Here is a 19,850-nt window from a genome sequence, read left to right on the forward strand (position 1 = left end):
TACAATGCCTAGCTCTAACAAGGGACTAGCCAAATATTGCAGACTCCTGTAGAAATAAACAATCAACACAAGAAAGTGACACGCATGACGGTAAAAAATGCCCAAGCCAAGCTAAGTTTGGCCTACATCATTGAGGACAAATTGGGCTTTCCAGTTATCAAAGCTGATTCTCGACGCCTCAGTTCTGCTGATGAAAACAGCTATACGGTGGGTGGAAAGCAAGGCGAAAACTTTGCGATAAAAAGCAATGTCGGCTTACTTAAACGTGCGTTGAAACGAAATCAACTCACCAAAATCCAGCGCCAGAAAAATATTGAAGCCATCATGTGCGAAGCAATGCGTGTCTGCCCCGAGGTGACCAGCCAAGGCTTGCCAGATGCAGATTGGGTGGACCGTTTTATTCACCTTGCTGAAGACACCTCCAACACACAAATGCAGTTGCTATGGGCAAAAATTTTGGTTGGGGAAACAATCTCGCCGGGTACGTTTTCGATTAAAAGTTTGCAGACATTAAAGCAAATGACGCAACGAGAAGCCGATGCCTTACACCGTGCTGCTGGCTTGTGTGGTTACTCAGAAAAAGACGACAGTCACATCATCATTCTCGGGTTCTATCGCAAACCTTCGTTCTTCGACTTATTACGTAAAAGTAACCGTGAGAGCTTGAATTTGAGTAAAGCGGGTTTAAGTTTTCCACACATTCTTACCCTGATGGATATTGGCTTAATTTATCGACAAGAAATTGAATCAGCTGAACTTAAATCGGATCAAGCTTTGCAATTTCGTTTTCAACGCCAAAAGTTAGCTCTCAATGCCAAGCACAGTGATTTAGTGTTGTGCTATTACAAATTGACCCAGACGGGGGATGAACTTAAAAAGCTCATCAATTCGCCCATTAACAAGCTTTACAAGCAGGCGTTGCAGCAAGCCTTTGAAGAAGACTTTCAGTTACAATGGAGTGAATAATCCCTCTGACATAAAGCTTAGGATTGTTCGGTTCCAATAAAAAAGGGGCTTAAGCCCCTTTTTTGTCTAATACTAACAACGATTAGAAGTGGAGTTCTAGTCCCAAAAATGGACCCGAAAAATCTAAATCGGTATCAATATCGTCAATATCGTCTAGCTCTAATTGCAAGCTTCTGTAACCTGCGCGAACCGCAACGTCTACCGCCATATTCTCAACAAAAGCCCAAGCGACACCAACTTGGTAGTCTTGGATGCTGCTTCCAGAAATGCTGAGTACACTACCTTCAGCAAAAAGACTTAAGCCTGTAAACGGCATGCCCACTTCACCACGCAGGTAACCCATAGGAACGTAGCCTGAGAAATCCACGCGTTCTGTCGTCATATTGCCAGTTGCTTGATCTTCACCTTTTACCGTTATTTCACCGTCGAATTGCTTCACATTGACACCAAAATCAATCGAGACAAGATCGTTATCAAACAGCTCATAATATAAAATAATGTCGTTGTGTGTGAGGTCAGAAACGGTTGTTGCAGCCGTATTCGTACGATATTCGGTGCCACCAAATTCAAACGTTTCTGATAACGTAGTTGAACCGGTAATCTCAAGTTCGGTGTGCTTTAACTTGATGTTTGGTACTAATGGGATCGGGTGCTCAAGCGCTGCGTAGTAGCTCGTGAACGTTTCATCCTCGAAATTAAATTTTTGCAGATTGCCTTTATTTGCGAAACTACCTTCGTTTGAAGTTTTCCATCCTTCACCGCCGACGTATAACCCTAATAAGGTATCTGCGTGAGCAACGGGTGCTAATCCAGCTGTCGCTAGAGCTAACGCTAAACAAAGTTTTTTCATTCAAATTATCCTTGCGCTAAGAGTTCACTTAGTTCGATTAATGCCGCATTGGCGCGTGAGATATAGTTTGCCATGACCAAGGAATGATTCGCAACTAAACCAAAACCACTGCCGTTCAAGATCATAGGACTCCAAACTGTATCTTGTGTCGCTTCAAGTTCTCGTACAATTTGCAACAAACTAATACGTGCGTTCTTTTTATCTAAAACGTCACCAAAGTCATACTCGACCGCTTTTAAGAAATGCAATAACGCCCAAGTCGCGCCACGAGCCTCGTAGAAAACATCATCAATTTGCCACCACGATGTTTTAATTTCATGACGAAGAGGTGCATTAGTAGCTTGATGCGCAGCGCTGTCACCAGCAAGATCGGTATTTACTCGCTCTTGGCCGACACTTGCGCTCAAGCGTTGACTCAAACTACCAAGGCGCTTTTCCGATTCTTTTAGCCAGCCACGGAGATTATCTGCCCGAGCGTAAAACTGGCTATTCGCGTCTTGTTGATTGGCGATTTGCGCGCGATATTCGTAAAGGTACTCAATGCCCTTACGATATTCGCCCTCAGCACTTGGCCACATCCAAGCTGTCGAGCTGATGTTAAATTGCGGTTGTGCTTTTTTCAAACTTGGATGCTCTGTAGATTGAGACTGAGAGCGGCTAAAATCTTTGCGCATTGATAAAGCCAAGTCGCGTACCATCTCAAGCGCACCGTATTCCCAAGCAGGCATGTTGTCCATCAGGACACTGGGTGGTATCACATCATTTGAAAGATACCCCCCATTTTTATCCAATAGCGTTTCGGCAACCTTTATCAGAGTCGTGGTTGTCGTATAACCAACAACTATTTTCTCATTGCGTGCCATCGCATCCGCCTTCGCGCTTTCTACGACATTAAAGCGCGCCGGTTCAATACTCCAATAAACTGCAATAAGGTAAAAAAGCAGTAAGATAGCGCCAAATGCCGCCGCTATTTTTCCTTTATGTTCAGCCATCGTATCTCCTAATGATGATGTTGATGAGAAGACTCTTGTTCCATTACGCTTTTCACGTCAGCCATCGTAAAGACACGATCGCCATCAGCAAAATATAGCGTTAACTTCAGGCTATCGCCTTTTTTGATTGGTTTTGCTGGCTCAAATAACATGAGATGGAAGCCGCCTGGTTGAAACGCCAATGTGCTTTCTGGTGCGACCTCAACGGACTCCACTTGCTGCATTTTCATCATGCCATCTGCATGAATGTGTTCATGCATTTCAACTCGTCCAACACCCTCCACCGTCGCCTTGACTAACTTCGCAGCGTGATGATCTTGATTCGAAACCATAAAATAGGCCGAAGTAGAGGGTGTGCCCGGCAGCCATTCACGTACCCACGCGTGAGAAACCGATATAGCTTCTACCGTGTCAGTGTGATGTTCATGTTCGTGACCTTGATGCGCAAAAGATGTGCAAGTAAAAAAGCCTAACGAAATAAGACTGAATAAACGCGTAAACATGGCGATTCCTTTATAGATAAGATGAGGAATAACCTAGCATATTTTACGCACCTCGCGTACTTGTATCGGCTAAAGTTACAACGTTTTGTCGCGATACGCATATTGTCTCTAGACGTTAACGGCGTTTTGCACCGCAGCCCCACCGTTTCTTACGGTTGAGCCGCTTTTTTGTCGGTTACAAGCCAATACACGAGTAAGATAAGTCCCAGTGGCAACAAAATAAACGCTGAATTAAAGAGTAGCGCTAAAAGCCCAGCAAACAAGGCCATCAAAACGGCGGCAAAAATGCCTAAGCTAATCAGTGTAATAACGACAAATATGGCAATTATAACGGCGATAGAACTTAACAACTCAAGTCCGACCCAATCGCAATCCGCAAGCCAATCTCCCATCGAAAACCATACAATAGGAGATTGCGTCAACGGCAATGCCATAAATAACATCAATATAAGTAAGGCTATAAATACCGTTTTCATCATTTAAAGTCCTTACGACCCAATGGTTTTAGTCGGTAAACAACATGCCGCCAAACCATACGCAATCACAATCAACACTGGGAATTTAAAGAAAACCAATAAAGTTAGTAGGCGTACAAGCCAAACTGGCATGTCAAAACGCTCAGCAAATCCACTACACACACCCGCTAACTTTTTGTTGCTTAGGTTACGCGTCATCGGTTGATATTTTTTTTGATAAAATTGAGACATGTCATGCCCTCCAATTCAGCCTATTTTGTGCAATATCAGCGCGTGCAGTTACGCGCTCGCCTTTTTCTTAGAAACTTTTTCTTTTAATGCAGCCAGTTCTTGCTCCATTTTTTCGTCTTGTTCTAATTTCGCAAATTGTGCTTGTGTGGATTGCGCGCCCAGATCATAACTTTCGACCTCCGATTCCAAACGTTCCACCTTAGACACTAAAAACTCAAATTTTTCCATCGCTGCATGTGCTTGCTCAGTGCTTTGCACTTGTTTTGCTTTCAGACGGACGCTCGCTGTGTTTTCACGACGCTGCAACTGAGATTGTAACGTTTTCAATTGTTCTATCTTTGCTTGCAACGTACCCGCGTCTTCATTAAGTTTGGCAAGCGCTTCGTCGATACGTACGAGTTCTGACGCTTTGCTTTCCATCGCTTGAGCCATTTTTTGTTTCTCAAACAACGCCGCTTTCGCTAAATCATCACGGCCTTTCGTTAACGCATGTTCTGCTTTTTCTTGCCACTGTTCGATCTGTTTTTCGCTTTGCTCACGATGTCTTAAAATTGCTTTTTGCTCACAGATCAAACCAGCCGCCGTAGCACGACACTCCGCAAGGCATTCTTGCAAGTCGTTAAGCGTGACACTCGCCAATTTTTTTGGATCTTCCGCCTTGTCTAAAAGTGCATTTAGTTCTGCTTTAATGACATTTTCGATTCGTTCGATTAGCGCCATGGTATTTTCCTCAGAGTTCAACTTATTGTTACGGAAGATATTCCAAGCTCCGTGCCACTTTAGTTAAAATAATAAAAATCAATAAATTAGAAAAGATTGAATCACTAAAGCCGAACTCAGTATGAGGCAAAGTTAGTCAATTTGACTATTTTTTAGTGAGTTTTTAAAAGAGCAACACAAAGGCAGAGGTAGGCTGAGTGTCGACCCAATTTCAGGCGAGATAGAGTGTAAACAATGTTGCAACGGCAATAAAAAAGCCACGTTTTGTTATTGGCAAAACGTGGCTTTCGCGACAGTTGAAAATTACTTTATTCTGGTACGAGGGCGAGAGCAGCTTCTAACACACTAAGATCAGCCGTTTTCTTATGGCCGTTTTCTGACAAATGGCGTCTGAATAAACGCGCACCTTGCTGGTTTTGGAAAATACCTAACATATGGCGTGCAATATGCCAGAAGTTAGAACCCTGCGTCATTTGTGTTTCGATGTAGTCATACATGCTGCGAACGACTTCATGCTTCGTCATTGTAAACGGTGCATCACCGTAAATAAGTTCATCCACTTGACTGAGCATAAACGGGTTTGCGTAGGCTTCACGGCCTATCATCACGCCATCAACAAACTGCAAGTGATGTTGGCATTCTTCGATAGTTTTAATGCCACCATTAATGCTTACGTGTAGTTGCGGGTAATCTTTTTTCAGCTGATAAACACGTGGGTAATCGAGTGGTGGAATTTCGCGGTTCTCTTTTGGACTTAGGCCTTTTAGCCACGCTTTACGTGCATGGATAATGACATCATCGCAGCCAACTTTATGGCAATCTTCAATCAATTGAGTTAGAAACTCATACGAATCTTGTTCATCAATGCCTATCCGCGTTTTAACCGTCACAGGAATTGAGACTTCTGCCTGCATCGCCGCCACACATTCAGCCACTAATTTCGGTTCAGCCATTAAACAGGCGCCAAAACGACCATTCTGAACACGATCTGATGGACAACCCACGTTTAAATTAATTTCACTGTAACCATGCGCTGCAGCTCGTTTAGCGCATTCCGCCAATGCTTTTGGATCTGAACCACCAAGTTGCAATGCCACGGGCATTTCATGTTCACCAAAACTGAGGTAATCACCTTTACCGAAAATAATTGCACCCGTCGTAACCATCTCGGTATACAGCACAGCATGCTTTGTCAGCTTGCGGTGAAAAGTACGGCAATGGCGGTCCGTCCAGTCGAGCATCGGTGCCACGGAAAAACGACGGAAGTCACTCATTGTATTTTTTGGGGATAAGTCAGTCATGAAAAATCGCTCATACGGCTAATCGGCGTCACTCTGCTCAGGAAAATGAACATGCAAGACAAGTACAATCTCAATCCATCATTATACATCAATCCAATTAAAGCAGCACCCCAACAACGTCATCTCAATTAAACTTTGGGAAAAGGAATTTTATACAGTTAAGGTTAGATTCTGTTATTAACGGCCTTTCACAATTGAAAAAAACTAAACCAATAAAACAACTAAAATACAATAAGTTAAATAGGCCGTTAGCGTGCATATATACACACTACGAAGCTGAAGCGACAATTTGAGCTGTCAAACTGAATAAGTTTCATTGCATTTTTATTACAAGCCAAGAATATCTAACTACACTTGTTTTCACACGAATCAGCAAGGATTAAAAATGAAAGGACTCGCAGTGGCACTTGCCGCTACATGTATTGCATTTTCAAGTGTTGCCTCAGAAATAAAATCTCAATCGATCTATATTGATAAGGCGGCATTCAAACAATCAGGACTAAAAAAACGCCTTCCACATCTTTTTGTGTTAAATCCGGAAGGGTCACCTATCTACTATCAAATTGGCGGTTCTAGCGATGCCTTGAATGAACTAATTGAATCAGGAGAGCATTCAGAGGACGCCAGTTATACCCAGTCTTCATGGCAAAAACTAAAACGTTTGCCAGGAATGGCAGGTTTGTTAGAGCAATCAGGTAAGGAGCAGAAAATAGTTTTACTTTCTGCTTCACCTGACTGGTTTGACTGTACGGCCTGCACAATGCAAAAGGAGTCGATGCAAGACTACGTCTTAGACAGTCACTCCAAATTACTCAACATATATATTAAATAAGGAATATTGATATGATTAAAGCAATGAGCACGGTTGCACTACTCGCATTTTCAAGTGCCACGTTGGCTTCAACAGGAGAAATGTTTACTGACTGGGCTATTTGTTTTGGCTGGGGCGGATTTGGGCTTTGTTTGGTGTTTTAACGTCTTGCTAAACTCGATGACAGAATAGCGATGGGGTTATATTTGCGCGTTAGGGGCGTAATCGTAAGCACATCGTCTATCTTGATAATCACGTAAAAGTTGCAAGTAAGCCAATCTGTGCGTTGATAGGTGATTTAGCGTTGAATTGGTTAGAGAAAGCTGACTAAGAAAACCAATTAAGTGGCCATTAATTGAATACGTCTTGACGGTTGAAACGACAGAAACTGCTAAATTCGTTTTCATCACCACAGAAGCAGGTAAAGCACTGGAGGGTGTGCGCACACCCTCCTAACGGATATTAAGTTCGATAACCATTAGGGTTATTGCTTTGCCAACGCCAAGTATCAATCATCATGTCATCAATACCTCGCTCAGCTTGCCATCCAAGTTCTTCAAGTGCCTTTTCTGTCGCGGCATACGTTGCAGCGATATCACCAGCACGACGCGGCTTTACCTCATATGGGATTGCTTTCCCAGCTGCTTTTTCGAATGCCTTCACCATGTCTAATACTGAATATCCATTTCCTGTACCAAGATTGTAGATGTGTACACCCGAAACGTTTTCAATTTTGTGCATTGCTTTTAGGTGTCCAATCGCAAGGTCTACGACATGAATATAATCACGAACCCCCGTTCCGTCAGGTGTATCATAATCATCGCCAAATACACCAAGCTGCGACAACTTTCCAACTGCGACTTGCGCAATATAAGGCAATAAATTATTTGGTATTCCGTTAGGATCTTCACCAATCAAGCCACTTTCGTGCGCACCAACCGGATTGAAGTAGCGTAAAATCGCAAACGACCAACGCGTATCCGATTTCGCCACATCCTGTAGCATCATTTCCACCATGAGTTTCGATGTGCCATAAGGATTCGTGGTGCCGCCAACAGGGAAATGTTCACGAATAGGCAGTGACGCAGGATCGCCATACACGGTTGCAGAAGAACTAAAGACCAGTTTAAAGACGCCTGCATCACGCATCGCATCAAGTAATGACAATGTGCCTTGTACATTCGTTTGATAGTACTCAATCGGCTTTCGCACTGACTCTCCGACCGCTTTTAGTCCAGCAAAATGAATTACTTGCTCGATAGTGTGTTGTGCAAACACGGTGTCCAAAAAGGGTTTATCCAAAATATCCCCTTCATAAAACGTTACCGTCTTTCCTGTCAGTTGACTTACTCGCTCAAGAGATACTGAAGACGAATTGCTTAAGTTATCGACAACAATAACGTCTTGCCCTGCATTGAGTAATTCTAAAACAGTGTGTGAACCGATGTACCCAGCTCCGCCTGTAACTAATATGGCCATCAATTGCCTCAGTCTAAATTCCAATAAATTAGCGCTATTTAACCACATTCGAAGGTAATATTGGAGCATTGATACCGAGAATTTATGTGGGCAACAACCTAAAACCCTTGGAGGCTCGCTCAACAATATTGACGTTCTGCAGGTGCCTTATTGCTCGTTTGAGCGCTGTTCACACACAAATGCCAGAGTCTCGTTAAGATAATTCATTCTACTTATCTGACCGCAATATTCTGCAAAATCGTACCAAGGTTGAATTTCTGTTGGATTGCTGACATTGCGTCGAAAAACCTTCGCACCAATGGCATAGGCGATGTGATTTTCATCCACCCATGTGTAGTCTTGTACTTGTTCCGGCAAGGCAAAACGGCGCTGTACTTGTTTGTTTTCGTCATCAAGCGTTGTAAACCATTGCTGGGAATCCGCATTAACCGTGAAAGAAAACGCGTGTGCAGCTGCGTTGTACGAAAGGCTTCGGCCTATGTCATTGGCCATTTTTTGTCGGTGCGTTGATGCTCTGTCGCTGTAGTAGAGATAATGGGGACTCACCGAGCATAAACAAAATCATATCGTCTTTTGCACCCCATGCATGATAACCCACCGGCTTCAAATCATCATATAACCGCTGCGGTTTTTTAGACGTATCAAAAGGGTAAAACCACAGGCGCTGTGTGCCATCGGGTTCTACAACAACCGACGAAAGCCCTGCATCATAAGGATACAATGTTGGAGAAAACTCACTTACCGATGAGTTAGTGAGATTACGAGTTTGTTGAGACTGAAAATCATAGAAAAACAGGTCCGTTTGCGTATTTTTTTCATTGCCGGCTTCGCCTGTAAAATACACGCCATTCGCAGCGATAAGCGGTTGGTTATGGTAACCAATATCACTTGTAATGGCCGTTACTTGCAGTACATTATCTTTCGCTTTAGCTAGAAAAATTTGACTCGCATTAACACTCAATGGTAGCAACAACGCGGTTACGCAGCAGGTTAGGTAGTTCATATATCCATCTCACTTGTCCATTTTTTCCATCATAACGGCTTGGGTGACAAATCACAAAACTTAGGATATGTTGATCTGCGACGTCATCCAAAAGGCTGGCAATTTGCCCTGCCTTAAACTTACACGTTCCGAGGAAATTATGTCAGACAAGCATCCCATCATCGCGATTACAGGTAGTTCAGGTGCAGGGACAACAACGACAACCAGTGCTATTAAACACATTTTCCGAAGTCTTAATGCTAAAGCTGCCTACGTTGAAGGAGACAGCTTCCATCGTTTTACTCGCCCAGAAATGGATAAGCTCAAACGAGAAGCTATCCAAACGGGTAAACACATTAGTTATTTTGGCGAACAAGCCAATGACTTTGGCGCATTAGAGTCTCTTTTTGAAGAATATGGCGCTACGGGTGCAGGGAAAGTCAGACGTTACCTTCATACTTTCGATGAAGCGGTTCCTTATAATCAACTTCCCGGTACCTTTACGCCTTATCAAGAATTAGAAACAAACTCAGATATTCTGTTCTATGAAGGGCTACATGGTGGTGTGGTGACGGAGCAACATGATGTCGCGATGCACGTCGATTTGCTCATTGGCATGGTGCCAATTATTAACCTCGAATGGATCCAGAAACTGATCCGTGATACCAATGAGCGAGGTCACTCTCGTGAGGCAGTGATGAGTTCCATCGTCAACAGTATGGACGATTATATTCAGCACATCACACCACAGTTCTCGCGCACCCACATTAACTTTCAGCGCGTACCAACTGTGGATACGTCGAATCCATTTAGTGCCAAAGATATTCCTTCGCTTGACGAAAGCTTTGTGGTGATCCGGTTTCGTGGCATTGAAGACGTAAATTTCCCTTACTATCTGCAAATGATAGATGGCAGTTTTATGTCTCGTATCAACACACTCGTTGTACCTGGCGGGAAAATGGGTTTGGCAATGGAGTTGGTACTTACACCGCTTATTCGCGATTTACTTGTCAAAAAACGCGCGCTTGAAAACATGGCGCCAGTTGATTTACCTATCTAAATACACCCAACCTTTTCTTCGAACATTCTCACCCGCTCCGCTGTTGTGCCATTGCATACAAGCTCGTAAACTACGAGCTTGTTTTACTTGCATGGGATGCGTCGTGAAAAAATTAAAAATTCTTGTGGGTTCAAAAAATCCGGTCAAAGTCGTCGCGGCAAAAACCGTTTTCGAATTGTATTACCCAGATCATGAAATTGATTGCCTAGGCCTTCATGCTCCGAGCAAAGTACCGGATCAACCAATTGGTGAAGATGAAACCCGTATTGGCGCAGAAAATCGTGTGATCTTTTTACAAGCCAATCATGACGCTGATTTCTACTGTGCAATGGAAGGTGGCGCCGCTGACTTTTCTTTCGGTCCAGCAACCTTTGCGTATGTCGTTATCGCCAATCGTGACCACACCAGTATTGGACGTAGCTCGAATCTGCCTTTGCCGCCAGTTTTCTATCAGGCGCTACTGAGTGGTGAAGAGCTTGGTAATGTGTTGGACAACGCGTTTAATACCACCAACGTGAAGCAAAAAGGCGGTGCAATTGGACTGCTTACACATCATCATGCGACACGAGAAAGTACCTATACGCAAGCCTTAACCCTCGCGATGGCGCCTTTTAACTTTCCTGAGCTGTATATAGGAGTGTAATTTTGAAGTACACGCACATTTTATTCGATGCTGACGAAACCTTATTTAGTTTCAATGCCTTCCTCGGTCTTAAAACCTTGTTTGCAGAGTACGGCGTTGAGTTCACAGAAAACGATAACAAAGCCTATCAAGCCGTCAACGCGCCGCTCTGGGTGGAATACCAGAATGGTAAAATCAATGCCCGCACGTTACAAGTTACCCGCTTTAAAGCCTGGGGAGAACGCTTGGGGGTTTCGCCTGAAGAACTGAATGAAGGTTTTTTAAATGCGATGGCAAGCATATGTGAGCCTTTACCGGGAGGCTCGTTCAATGCTCCTACGCCTAAAAGGCAAAGCATCGCTTGGCATTATCACTAATGGCTTTGCTGCGCTGCAAGAAAGACGTCTCGCACACACGGGCTTAAAAGATAGCTTTGAACATATTGTCATTTCGGAACTGATTGGTTGTGCCAAACCGGATCCACGTATCTTCGCACACACACTCAATCTATTCGGCAATCCCGATAAAGCGAAAGTGCTTATGGTTGGTGACACAGCGGCATCTGACATTTTAGGTGCAAACCAATTCGGCATAGATTCATGCTGGCTTCAACATCCCGGCGCGGTTTGCCCTGAAGCAATCCTGCCAACCTACACGGTAAACTCGTTGGTAGAGTTGGAGGATTTGTTGCTTGGATTTGGCTACTAATCGCTATAACTAAACGAAAAAACGCCTTTCGAGTGACCTCAAAAGGCGCTTTTCAAATTTCTTGTCGTTAAACGGCTACCGCTTTACGTTGACGTAGAACTTCAAATAAGCACACACCAGTCGCAACCGATACGTTTAAACTCGATACACTACCGACCATTGGGATTTTGACTAAAACATCGCAGTGCTCACGCGTTAAGCGACGCATCCCATCGCCCTCGGCCCCCATTACTATCGCAATAGGTCCGGTTAAACTTGCGTCAAACAACTCGGTGTCCGTCTCACCGGCAGTACCCACAATCCAAACTCCCGCTTCTTTCAAATCACGAAGTGTGCGCGCTAAATTCGTCACTTGAATGAGCGGAACCGTTTCTGCTGCGCCACAAGCCACTTTCCGCGCCGTAGCATTCAGCTTTGCGGATTTGTCCTTTGGTACAATTAACCCATGTACGCCTGCCGCATCTGCGCTTCGTAAACAGGCGCCTAAGTTATGTGGATCGGTGACACCATCCAACACCAAAAAGAACGGCGAAGTATTCGTTTGCAAAATGGTATCTAAATCACGCTCATTGTAAGTTTTACCCGGCTTAATGTTTGCGATGATCCCTTGATGCTGTTCACCATCCGCTTTTCTATCTAAAGCCGCACGCTGCATAAATTGCACAGAAATGCCAAAACGACGGGCTTGCTCAAGTACCGGATTGAGACGCTTATCTTCACGTCCTTTTAGTGCGTAAATTTCTAAAAAGCGCTCAGGCTCTTTTGCCAAAATAGCTTCTATCGAATGGAAGCCAAAAATCAATTCACTGCTCACAGCAATGTCTCTCCTGAATTAAGCTTTATTGCGTTTTCGGGCATTTTTACCCGGGCGTTTTGCTTTGGTCTTCTTCACAGACTTTTTAGTGTCTTTGCCTGCTTTTCCGGTCGACTTTGCTACTTTGCCTTTTTTGCTTGGTTTCTTACCTTTTTTACCTGGTACATCACCAACACGTAATTGCTCTCGGACACTCTTGGCTGATGACGACTTGTTACTATCGCCCTTCGGGCGGCTGCGACGCGCGTAGCGATCAGGTATTGCCTCTCCCGCTAACACCAAGTTGATGCGCCTGTCATCTAAGCTTACAGAAGCAACCTGAACCGTCAGTTTATCACCCAAACGGAACACCGTTTTGCTGTGCTCACCCACCAACACTTGTTTAGCTCCATCGTAATGGAAATATTCCTGACCCAGCGTACTGACATGGATCATGCCGTCAATCTGGAAATCGTCGAGACGCACAAACAAGCCAAAATTCGTCACCGAAGAGACAACCCCCGTGAATTCACTGCCAACATGGTCTTGCATGAACTCACATTTCAGCCAATCCGCAACTTCACGCGTCGCATCATCAGCTCGACGTTCTGTTGTCGAACATTGCTCACCGAGCTGATTTACTTCTTCTGTTTCATAGGCAAATGCGCCTGAAACCACTTGCCCTTGAGCCGCTAAAATTGCTTTGATGGCGCGATGAACCACTAAATCTGGGTAACGACGAATCGGAGATGTAAAGTGCGCATAAGCAGGTAACGCTAAACCATAGTGTCCTATGTTTTCCGCTTGATACACCGCTTGCTTCATTGAGCGAAGCAACATGGTCTGAATTAATTCCAATTCAGGACGTGGACCCAGCGAACTAATAGCATTGCTCAGCTCAATCGGTGATGGATCTAGTGGTAGGCTGTTTTCTACCCCAAGATCATGTAAAAATTGTCTAAAATGACTGAGCTTTTCTTGGTCTGGTTCATCATGTACACGATATAACGCTGGCGCTTCATGCTTTTCCAACAGTTTCGCCGCCGCTACGTTGGCCAAAATCATGCATTCTTCAATTAGTTTATGAGCATCATTACGCACAAGAGGAACAATTGCTTCAATCTTACGCTGAGCATTGAACACAAAACGGGTTTCTAACGTTTCAAACTCCATGGCCCCTCGCTCTAAGCGTGTTGCTTTCAACGTCATATAGAGCTGGTGTAAATCGACCAAATGCGGCACTAGCGTTTGATATTTCTCACGGAGTACTTCGTCACCTTGCAGTATTTGATGTACTTGGGTGTAGGTCAAACGAGCATGGGAGTTCATCACCGCTTGATAAAATTTATAGCCTGATAACTTACCCGAATCCGCAATCGTCATTTCTGCGACCATACATAAACGGTCTACTTGCGGATTCAACGAACAAAGTCCATTTGATAGCACTTTTGGCAACATTGGGATGACTTGCTCAGGGAAATACACTGAGTTACCACGCTCTATCGCTTCGAGATCAAGCGGACTGCCTTTCGTCACATAGTGCGACACATCAGCGATTGCGACCCAAAGGCGCCAACCGCCAGATTTTTTGCGCTCACAAAACACAGCGTCATCGAAGTCTCGGGCATCTTCACCATCAATGGTAACCAGTGGCAGTGAACGCAAGTCAACGCGCTCAGCTTTCGCAGCTTCGTCCACTTCTTCGCCTAACGGTGCAACTTGCGCAAGCACGGCTTCCGGCCACACATGAGGGATGTCATGGTTTCGAAGTGCAACTTCGATTTCCATACCCGGAGCCATATGTTCACCGAGTACATCGATTACTTTGCCGACCGCATTCATATTCCGTGAAGGGGGTTGAGTGATTTGTACTTGCACCATTTGATTGTGCCGTGCACCGCCTTCACCACCCGGTAATACGATAATTTCTTGCGTGATACGCGGATCTTCAGGCACGACTATAGAGGTACCTTTCTCTTTGAAAAATCGACCAATGATCGGTGAACGTTCGCCATCCAACACACGCACAATACGTGCTTCGACTTTACCGCCCGAACCTCGACTGGCCGCTTTGGCAAGCACCCAATCACCATGCATGACTGATTGCATCTGATGTTTTGCAATAAACCAATCTTTTGGCTCGCCTTCGACCTCAAGAAATCCAAACCCATCACGATGACCAATGACTCGGCCTTTCACTAAGCCATCATCCGTTGGGATCACATAGCGTTTGAATTTATTAAAATGCAATTGACCATCACGTTCCATGGCGCGTAGTCGGCGTTTAAAGTTGTCTTGGCGTTCCGTATCAAGCACATTCATTGCTTTACACAGATCGGCAAACGACGTTGCCTTACCAGCTTTGGCGATATGCTCTAAAATAAATTCACGACTGGGAACGGGGTTATCGTATTTTTCTTGTTCACGACTTAGATATGGGTCTTGTTTTGACATGCGCGTTCTTTTTCACTGCATTATGCTAGCTAGTGTAACGTAAAACCACCAACCGCGACAGATCGATCAATGCTTTTACGTTGTATAAACAGGGGAAAGGTGGCCTAATTAACGCGTTAAATAGCCAGCCGATTTGGTGCTTAATCAGGACTTGCTTCTTTCGCTCGGAACTCTCGGCAATACTGTTTCAGTTCTTCTAAACTTTGTTTGATGCACACGCGAAGTTCAGACCAATTGTAATTCTCAACCCCATTTTCAATTTCCGCTAATGACTTCAATTTTTCTGTCAGCGACTGCATGCCCAAAGCGGCACTTTCACTGACTAACTTATCTAACTTCTCAGTCAATGCCTCTTCAGCACCAATATCCGCCAAACCTTGCAATTGCGCAATTTCATAGTCATAGGTATCAGAAAGATACATTAACTTAGTCTGTAAATAGTGTTCTTCTACCACAGATAATAAATGGTCAACTGCAGTTAAATCGAGTAGTCCACTTTGTTTTTCGAGAGGCTCGCCCAACGCTTGACGCAAGAGACTAAACAAGACTTGAGGTTCGATGGGTTTATCTAAACAGCCAAAGATCCCTGCGCGTTGATACGCAATTCGGTCCATTTGCGAGACATCACCGGTTAACGCAATAAAACAGGGTTTTTGCTTTACAGTGAGATTGGGCACGATCTCAGTCAACCAATCTAACCCATAACCATCAGGTAAACGCATGTCCAGTAACACAACGTCAAAGGCGTATTCAGTCAAGAATTGGCTCGCTTGTCGTAAATCGCCTGCAATTCGATAGTTGCAATGTGCAAGCTCAAGATAATGTTCAATCACTTTCTGATTTAACTCTACATCTTCAACCACAAGGACATTGCACATCATCCGACTAGAGGGCATTGGGCTGAGTTCAGATTCCATTGCAATTGGGGTTCTTTCACTCAATTCACATTCAATGGAAAAACGGAAACAACTGCCCTCATCGAGTACTGACTCTGCATCGAGACTGCTCCCAACATTGCTAAGCAACTGCTGACAAAGTGCCAGCCCCAAGCCAGCCCCATCCGCAATATTTTCAACAAGTTGCCCGGTCACAAACGGATCAAAAATCTTCTCAAGCAGCTCGTCCGAAATCCCTGGTCCAGTATCGGATACCGCAAATGTCAGACGCACATTATTGCCGATTTGCTGCTCAACACTGATAGACAGCATCACTTCTCCTTTATCCGTGTACTTAATCGCATTGGATAGAAGATTTTTCAGCACAAGTTGAACGGGTTCTTTGACCAAGGAGTAATGTAAATCTTGAAACCCTGGCGTGATGGCATAATGGAAATGTAGCTCTTTCTGAATAGACAAAGGGCGTAACAATTTAAACAAAGGCTCCACCATCGCTTTAAGGGTAGTGGATTGATGCTGACCAGGTGTCACCTCGCCTTTTGCTTGCAACAAGACTTGATTTGCTAAATCAGCCAACGATAAAGCGGCGTGTTCAATCGTATCGCACAGTTGTGCATGCTTGGCTGGCTCATGTGGTATACGCTTAAGCATGTGTGCATGGCCAACAATCGCATTTAGAGGTGTGCGCAGTTCATGACTTAACATCGCGAGAAAACGACTTTTTCTATCTGCATCTAAACTCGCCTGCTCTTGCAGTGTTGAAAGCGTTCGTTCTCGTTTCGCACTGCACAGCAAACACATCGAAAAACCCACAACTAAAGGCACAATCGCAACGGCAACCGCAAAGATTTCATTGGCAAGATTGGGAGTAAGTACACTGTCTGTGGCTTTAAAATCAGCCAGCATGACCACGCGAGCCGTCAATGCTGACCAGATCACGACGATAGAAAACATCAAACCATTCTCAGCGATGGTTTGTCTTGAAATTATTGTCGACATTAATAGTGCGCGAAGTGCAATAAACAAACTCACAGACGACACGAGATAATTTATCGATAAACGTATTTGGATATTCGGGTCGATAAGGGCAAACCAACACAGCGTGGGTATGCAAACCAACATAAGGCCCAACCACAAGCGTGCCGAAACTGGCCTGTCATAAAATGTTTCTGTGCCTTTTGCAAAAAAGTAACTGCAACCAAAGGTGAATAAGTTGGCTAGCAACACCATCCATTGAGTTGGTAAATAGTCTTGTAACGTTAACGCCGCGTTGGCCAGAGTAAGGCTTGCGCCATAAAGCGCCCACTCTTTCGTACCGTGCAAATTGCGATGAATACGCCAATTTAACCATAAGAAAACCGTACTCACACAAGAGCATAACGTGATGACTACATGTAATAGCAGCAGTTCTTTCATGATAAAAATTCAACAAACCAATAATAAAAACTAATACGAAAGACGTAATTTTATCGTTAATCGAGGAACAGATAAACCCGTATCGTTTAATTTAAGCAAATTCTGCACCCAGAAATCCGTTAGAGCCATCCTTTTTGCTTAGCAATTCGTGCTGCATCAATTCGGTTTGTCGCATTAAGCTTTGATATTGCTTCAGAAAGGTAGTTTCTGACCGTCCCTTCCCCAAGATACAAATTATTAGCAATTTGTGCTGTTGTCATTCCTTCGCCTGCGAGTCTTAATGCTTTACGCTCCTTCTCAGTCAGAGGATCGGCATCATCTAACGCATTTATGGCGAGTTTCAGGGTCAATGACTTTTTGGCCTTGCATGACTTTTTTTAGGGTATCAACGAGGTACTCACTTGGCGCTTCTTTTAACACAAAACCCCGCACTCCGTGATTAAGTGCTCGACGAATATAACCCGCTCTAGAGAAAGTGGTCATGATCACGACTTTTGCCTTATGGCCACTTTTGTTTAGATGTTCGGCCAATTCAAGTCCGGTGACTTCCGGCATTTCAATGTCGGTCAAGATAATATCTGGTGTGTGTTCTTGTAGTGATTGCAGTGCTTCTTTGCCGTTACTTGCTTCAGCAATCACATCAATATGTGGGTCAAGGCCCAGCAAGGCACTTATCGCCCCTCGAACCAAAGCTTGGTCTTCAACCACTAATACTTTAATCATACATTTTCCCTTCCGTAAAATTTGTCTCTCGCCAACACTCTGTAGTAGCCCTATCCCCCAAACAGATCGATTAGAACTCGGGATAATGCCTAGTTATCATTTATAAACAAGGATTTAAAGATTTATCTAAATTTATTACTACATAATAAATAGCGCGATTGGCATGTTTAAAAGATGGAATTGAATGAAGCGCAGTTGAAGAGCAAACGTGATACGAACTACGTTCGCATCACGAACTGATATTACATTTCCGTACAGCCAACTTTATCCGTTGGATAGCAGGTATTCGTAACTAGACATTTTGGACCCATGCTACACCATTCGGTTTGCTTAACGCCACCAGCTACTTGAGGAGTTACTTGTGCGTTTAGTGCTGCGTTATTAGATAGGGATTTAAGTAGTTTTTTTTGTAATTTCAATTTCACTTTTTATTTTCCTTATTGTTCATTTGTACCCTTTTTCAAAAGAGTACCTCAAAGTACCATCTTTAGGTATAAAGAACAACAATTTAACAATCTGCTAAATTTTTAGATATATTCTTCTTGCAACATCTCAAGCAAAAATAAATTGCATGAGGTCATTTATTTAACTCACAACCGTGTCAGCCAAACCCACAACCCTTTGAAATAAAGATAGAAAACATTAAACTTCAATCAATTAGAGATACTAAAACGCATAAAAACCTCACTACCTTAACGTCTCATTTCAGACGGGTAACCGCACTGTCATGGTTACATTTTTGTCCGTCGACAAATTAATGTCTCCTGCTAACGCTTCAACACGTTCCTTAATCCCATTCAAACCATTACCAAATTTGAGCAATTGACATGTGCCATTGTCCGAAATTTGGAAATGTACGTTGTTTTGTTCTTGCCACAGTTTTAACGACACATGCTGGGCACTACTGTGCTTGATTATGTTAGTCGTGGCCTCCCTTAACACCATCGCCAAAGTGGTTTCCTGTTTGGCATTTAACGCAACCTCATCCAACTCAATCTCGACGTCAATCGCCTTACTTTTTAGCAACGATTCCGTACTATCCACTTCCGCTCGAAGCCCTTTTGCTTTCAACCCACTGACAGCCTCGCGCACTTCACTCAATAGCTCCCGAGCTAATTGCGCCACTTGTGCACTTTCAGACTGCGCACGCTCCGTTTGATTGGACAATAAGAGTTTGTTCGCAAGTTCTGCTTTTAGTGCTATCGAGGCCAATGAGTGCCCTAATACATCATGTAAATCGCGCGCAATGCGCTCTCGCTCAGCAATCGCAGCTAATTGTTCAAGTTGTTCTTGCGATTGCTTTTCTTTCTTGCGATGGACTCGCTCACGCTGCTCCATCCAACCGAATGCGAACAAACCTATACTCAAAAGGCCAGCAGGCCCCAAATAAAAGTAACTGATTTCCGGTAGGATCAACACGGCATTTATGCCGACCACCGCAAGCAGCAAAGCCAGCATGAGTAAGTTGAAAGGAAAAAGAAAACTGAACCCACAGAAGTAAGCGATAAACCCAAACATGCTATGGGTACCGTAAGTAAAGAACGAGCCGATAGAACACACCGAAAACATCAAAACGAGGATAGGGAAAACTCGCGCCCCACGCTGATATAAAGCCACTGCGTATAACCCAACAAACACAAGGTAGATAACAACCTGCATAATGAGATTAAACGTAGAGACTTTATGCCAAGTATTTACCAATGGTAAAAAGTAAAAGCCCGAAAAAATTAAAGAGTACCCAGTTCCAAAATTGTCTACTTGGGGTGGCTAATTGCATTGAATGAGATTGCCAACGCATGGTGAAGCTCCATCGGAAACAAAAATACGATTCGGTTTTCGCGAAATGAAAAAGTCGTAACGTTTTTCA

At 43.9% G+C, this 19,850-nt stretch carries 20 protein-coding genes and 2 pseudogenes; 6 read left to right on the plus strand and 16 right to left on the minus strand.

The features are described from left to right. Positions 1 to 84: 84 nt before the first annotated feature. Complete coding sequence (locus tag J5O05_RS08670) at positions 85 to 966, plus strand: TIGR03899 family protein (protein ID WP_208841730.1); 882 nt, start codon at positions 85 to 87, stop codon at positions 964 to 966. 82 nt (positions 967 to 1,048) lie between these two features. On the opposite strand, the gene J5O05_RS08675 is transcribed toward J5O05_RS08670, so the two are convergent. From J5O05_RS08675 to dusA, 7 genes are all read right to left on the minus strand, one after another. After that, on the minus strand, positions 1,049 to 1,816 hold the full coding sequence (locus tag J5O05_RS08675; protein ID WP_208841731.1) for a TIGR04219 family outer membrane beta-barrel protein: 768 nt from the start codon (positions 1,814 to 1,816) through the stop codon (positions 1,049 to 1,051). 5 nt (positions 1,817 to 1,821) lie between these two features. Then, positions 1,822 to 2,808, minus strand: coding sequence for a DUF2333 family protein (locus tag J5O05_RS08680; RefSeq protein ID WP_208841732.1), 987 nt, complete (start codon positions 2,806 to 2,808; stop codon positions 1,822 to 1,824). A gap of 8 nt (positions 2,809 to 2,816) precedes the next feature. Beyond that, positions 2,817 to 3,311 (minus strand): copper chaperone PCu(A)C, encoded by a 495-nt coding sequence (locus J5O05_RS08685; RefSeq protein ID WP_208841733.1) that lies wholly within the window; start codon positions 3,309 to 3,311, stop codon positions 2,817 to 2,819. A 149-nt stretch (positions 3,312 to 3,460) separates the two neighbouring features. Further along, positions 3,461 to 3,790, minus strand: coding sequence for a hypothetical protein (locus J5O05_RS08690; protein ID WP_208841734.1), 330 nt, complete (start codon positions 3,788 to 3,790; stop codon positions 3,461 to 3,463). Positions 3,791 to 3,799: 9 nt separating this feature from the next. Next, on the minus strand, positions 3,800 to 4,018 hold the full coding sequence (locus J5O05_RS08695; protein WP_208841735.1) for a PspC domain-containing protein: 219 nt from the start codon (positions 4,016 to 4,018) through the stop codon (positions 3,800 to 3,802). Between the two features lie 48 nt (positions 4,019 to 4,066). Continuing rightward, entirely contained in the window at positions 4,067 to 4,738 is a 672-nt protein-coding gene (locus tag J5O05_RS08700; RefSeq protein ID WP_208841736.1) for a PspA/IM30 family protein, read from the minus strand. Positions 4,739 to 5,046: 308 nt separating this feature from the next. After that, positions 5,047 to 6,039: a tRNA dihydrouridine(20/20a) synthase DusA gene (dusA, locus tag J5O05_RS08705; protein WP_208841737.1), complete on the minus strand. Its 993-nt coding sequence runs from the start codon at positions 6,037 to 6,039 to the stop codon at positions 5,047 to 5,049. A gap of 385 nt (positions 6,040 to 6,424) precedes the next feature. Between dusA and J5O05_RS08710 the strand changes: the two genes are divergently transcribed. Continuing rightward, the gene (locus J5O05_RS08710) at positions 6,425 to 6,871 is read left to right on the plus strand and encodes a hypothetical protein (protein WP_208841738.1); all 447 of its coding nucleotides are present in this window, start codon (positions 6,425 to 6,427) and stop codon (positions 6,869 to 6,871) included. Between the two features lie 11 nt (positions 6,872 to 6,882). Continuing rightward, positions 6,883 to 7,014, plus strand: coding sequence for a hypothetical protein (locus J5O05_RS22410; RefSeq protein WP_280117625.1), 132 nt, complete (start codon positions 6,883 to 6,885; stop codon positions 7,012 to 7,014). 298 nt (positions 7,015 to 7,312) lie between these two features. Here the strand turns inward: J5O05_RS22410 and galE are convergent, their stop codons facing one another. The 3 genes from galE to J5O05_RS08725 all read right to left on the minus strand — a co-directional run bounded on the left by galE (position 7,313) and on the right by J5O05_RS08725 (position 9,332). Then, entirely contained in the window at positions 7,313 to 8,329 is a 1,017-nt protein-coding gene (galE, locus tag J5O05_RS08715) for a UDP-glucose 4-epimerase GalE (protein WP_208841739.1), read from the minus strand. 147 nt (positions 8,330 to 8,476) lie between these two features. Next, positions 8,477 to 8,821: a hypothetical protein gene (locus tag J5O05_RS08720; RefSeq protein ID WP_208841740.1), complete on the minus strand. Its 345-nt coding sequence runs from the start codon at positions 8,819 to 8,821 to the stop codon at positions 8,477 to 8,479. Then, a complete protein-coding gene (locus J5O05_RS08725; protein WP_208841741.1) occupies positions 8,811 to 9,332 on the minus strand; it encodes a hypothetical protein in 522 nt (173 codons plus the stop codon). The genes J5O05_RS08720 and J5O05_RS08725 overlap by 11 nt, the downstream gene beginning before the upstream one ends. Before the next feature lie 139 nt (positions 9,333 to 9,471). Here J5O05_RS08725 and J5O05_RS08730 point away from each other — a divergent pair, with 139 nt between their 5' ends. From J5O05_RS08730 to yjjG, 3 genes and pseudogenes are all read left to right on the plus strand, one after another. After that, positions 9,472 to 10,371, plus strand: a complete 900-nt coding sequence (locus J5O05_RS08730) for a phosphoribulokinase (RefSeq protein ID WP_208841742.1) — start codon at positions 9,472 to 9,474, stop codon at positions 10,369 to 10,371. Positions 10,372 to 10,474: 103 nt separating this feature from the next. Next, a complete protein-coding gene (yjjX, locus tag J5O05_RS08735; RefSeq protein ID WP_425281493.1) occupies positions 10,475 to 11,014 on the plus strand; it encodes an inosine/xanthosine triphosphatase in 540 nt (179 codons plus the stop codon). Between the two features lie 2 nt (positions 11,015 to 11,016). Next, positions 11,017 to 11,701: pseudogene (yjjG, locus tag J5O05_RS08740) on the plus strand (pyrimidine 5'-nucleotidase). Between the two features lie 67 nt (positions 11,702 to 11,768). On the opposite strand, the gene rlmB reads toward yjjG, so the two are convergent. The 6 genes and pseudogenes from rlmB to J5O05_RS08770 form a co-directional block, all read right to left on the minus strand. Continuing rightward, on the minus strand, positions 11,769 to 12,515 hold the full coding sequence (gene rlmB, locus J5O05_RS08745) for a 23S rRNA (guanosine(2251)-2'-O)-methyltransferase RlmB (RefSeq protein ID WP_208841744.1): 747 nt from the start codon (positions 12,513 to 12,515) through the stop codon (positions 11,769 to 11,771). A gap of 18 nt (positions 12,516 to 12,533) precedes the next feature. Next, on the minus strand, positions 12,534 to 14,948 hold the full coding sequence (gene rnr / locus J5O05_RS08750; protein WP_208841745.1) for a ribonuclease R: 2,415 nt from the start codon (positions 14,946 to 14,948) through the stop codon (positions 12,534 to 12,536). A 140-nt stretch (positions 14,949 to 15,088) separates the two neighbouring features. Further along, positions 15,089 to 17,260, minus strand: coding sequence for a hybrid sensor histidine kinase/response regulator (locus J5O05_RS08755; protein ID WP_208841746.1), 2,172 nt, complete (start codon positions 17,258 to 17,260; stop codon positions 15,089 to 15,091). Positions 17,261 to 17,379: 119 nt separating this feature from the next. After that, positions 17,380 to 17,983 (minus strand): annotated as a pseudogene (locus tag J5O05_RS08760) (response regulator transcription factor). Positions 17,984 to 18,225: 242 nt separating this feature from the next. After that, positions 18,226 to 18,408 (minus strand): hypothetical protein, encoded by a 183-nt coding sequence (locus J5O05_RS08765; protein WP_208841747.1) that lies wholly within the window; start codon positions 18,406 to 18,408, stop codon positions 18,226 to 18,228. Between the two features lie 280 nt (positions 18,409 to 18,688). After that, positions 18,689 to 19,600, minus strand: coding sequence for a sensor histidine kinase (locus tag J5O05_RS08770; protein ID WP_208841748.1), 912 nt, complete (start codon positions 19,598 to 19,600; stop codon positions 18,689 to 18,691). Positions 19,601 to 19,850 lie beyond the last annotated feature (250 nt).

The organism is Pseudoalteromonas xiamenensis (genome assembly GCF_017638925.1).
In the GTDB taxonomy this organism is placed as follows: Bacteria; Pseudomonadota; Gammaproteobacteria; order Enterobacterales; family Alteromonadaceae; genus Pseudoalteromonas; species Pseudoalteromonas xiamenensis.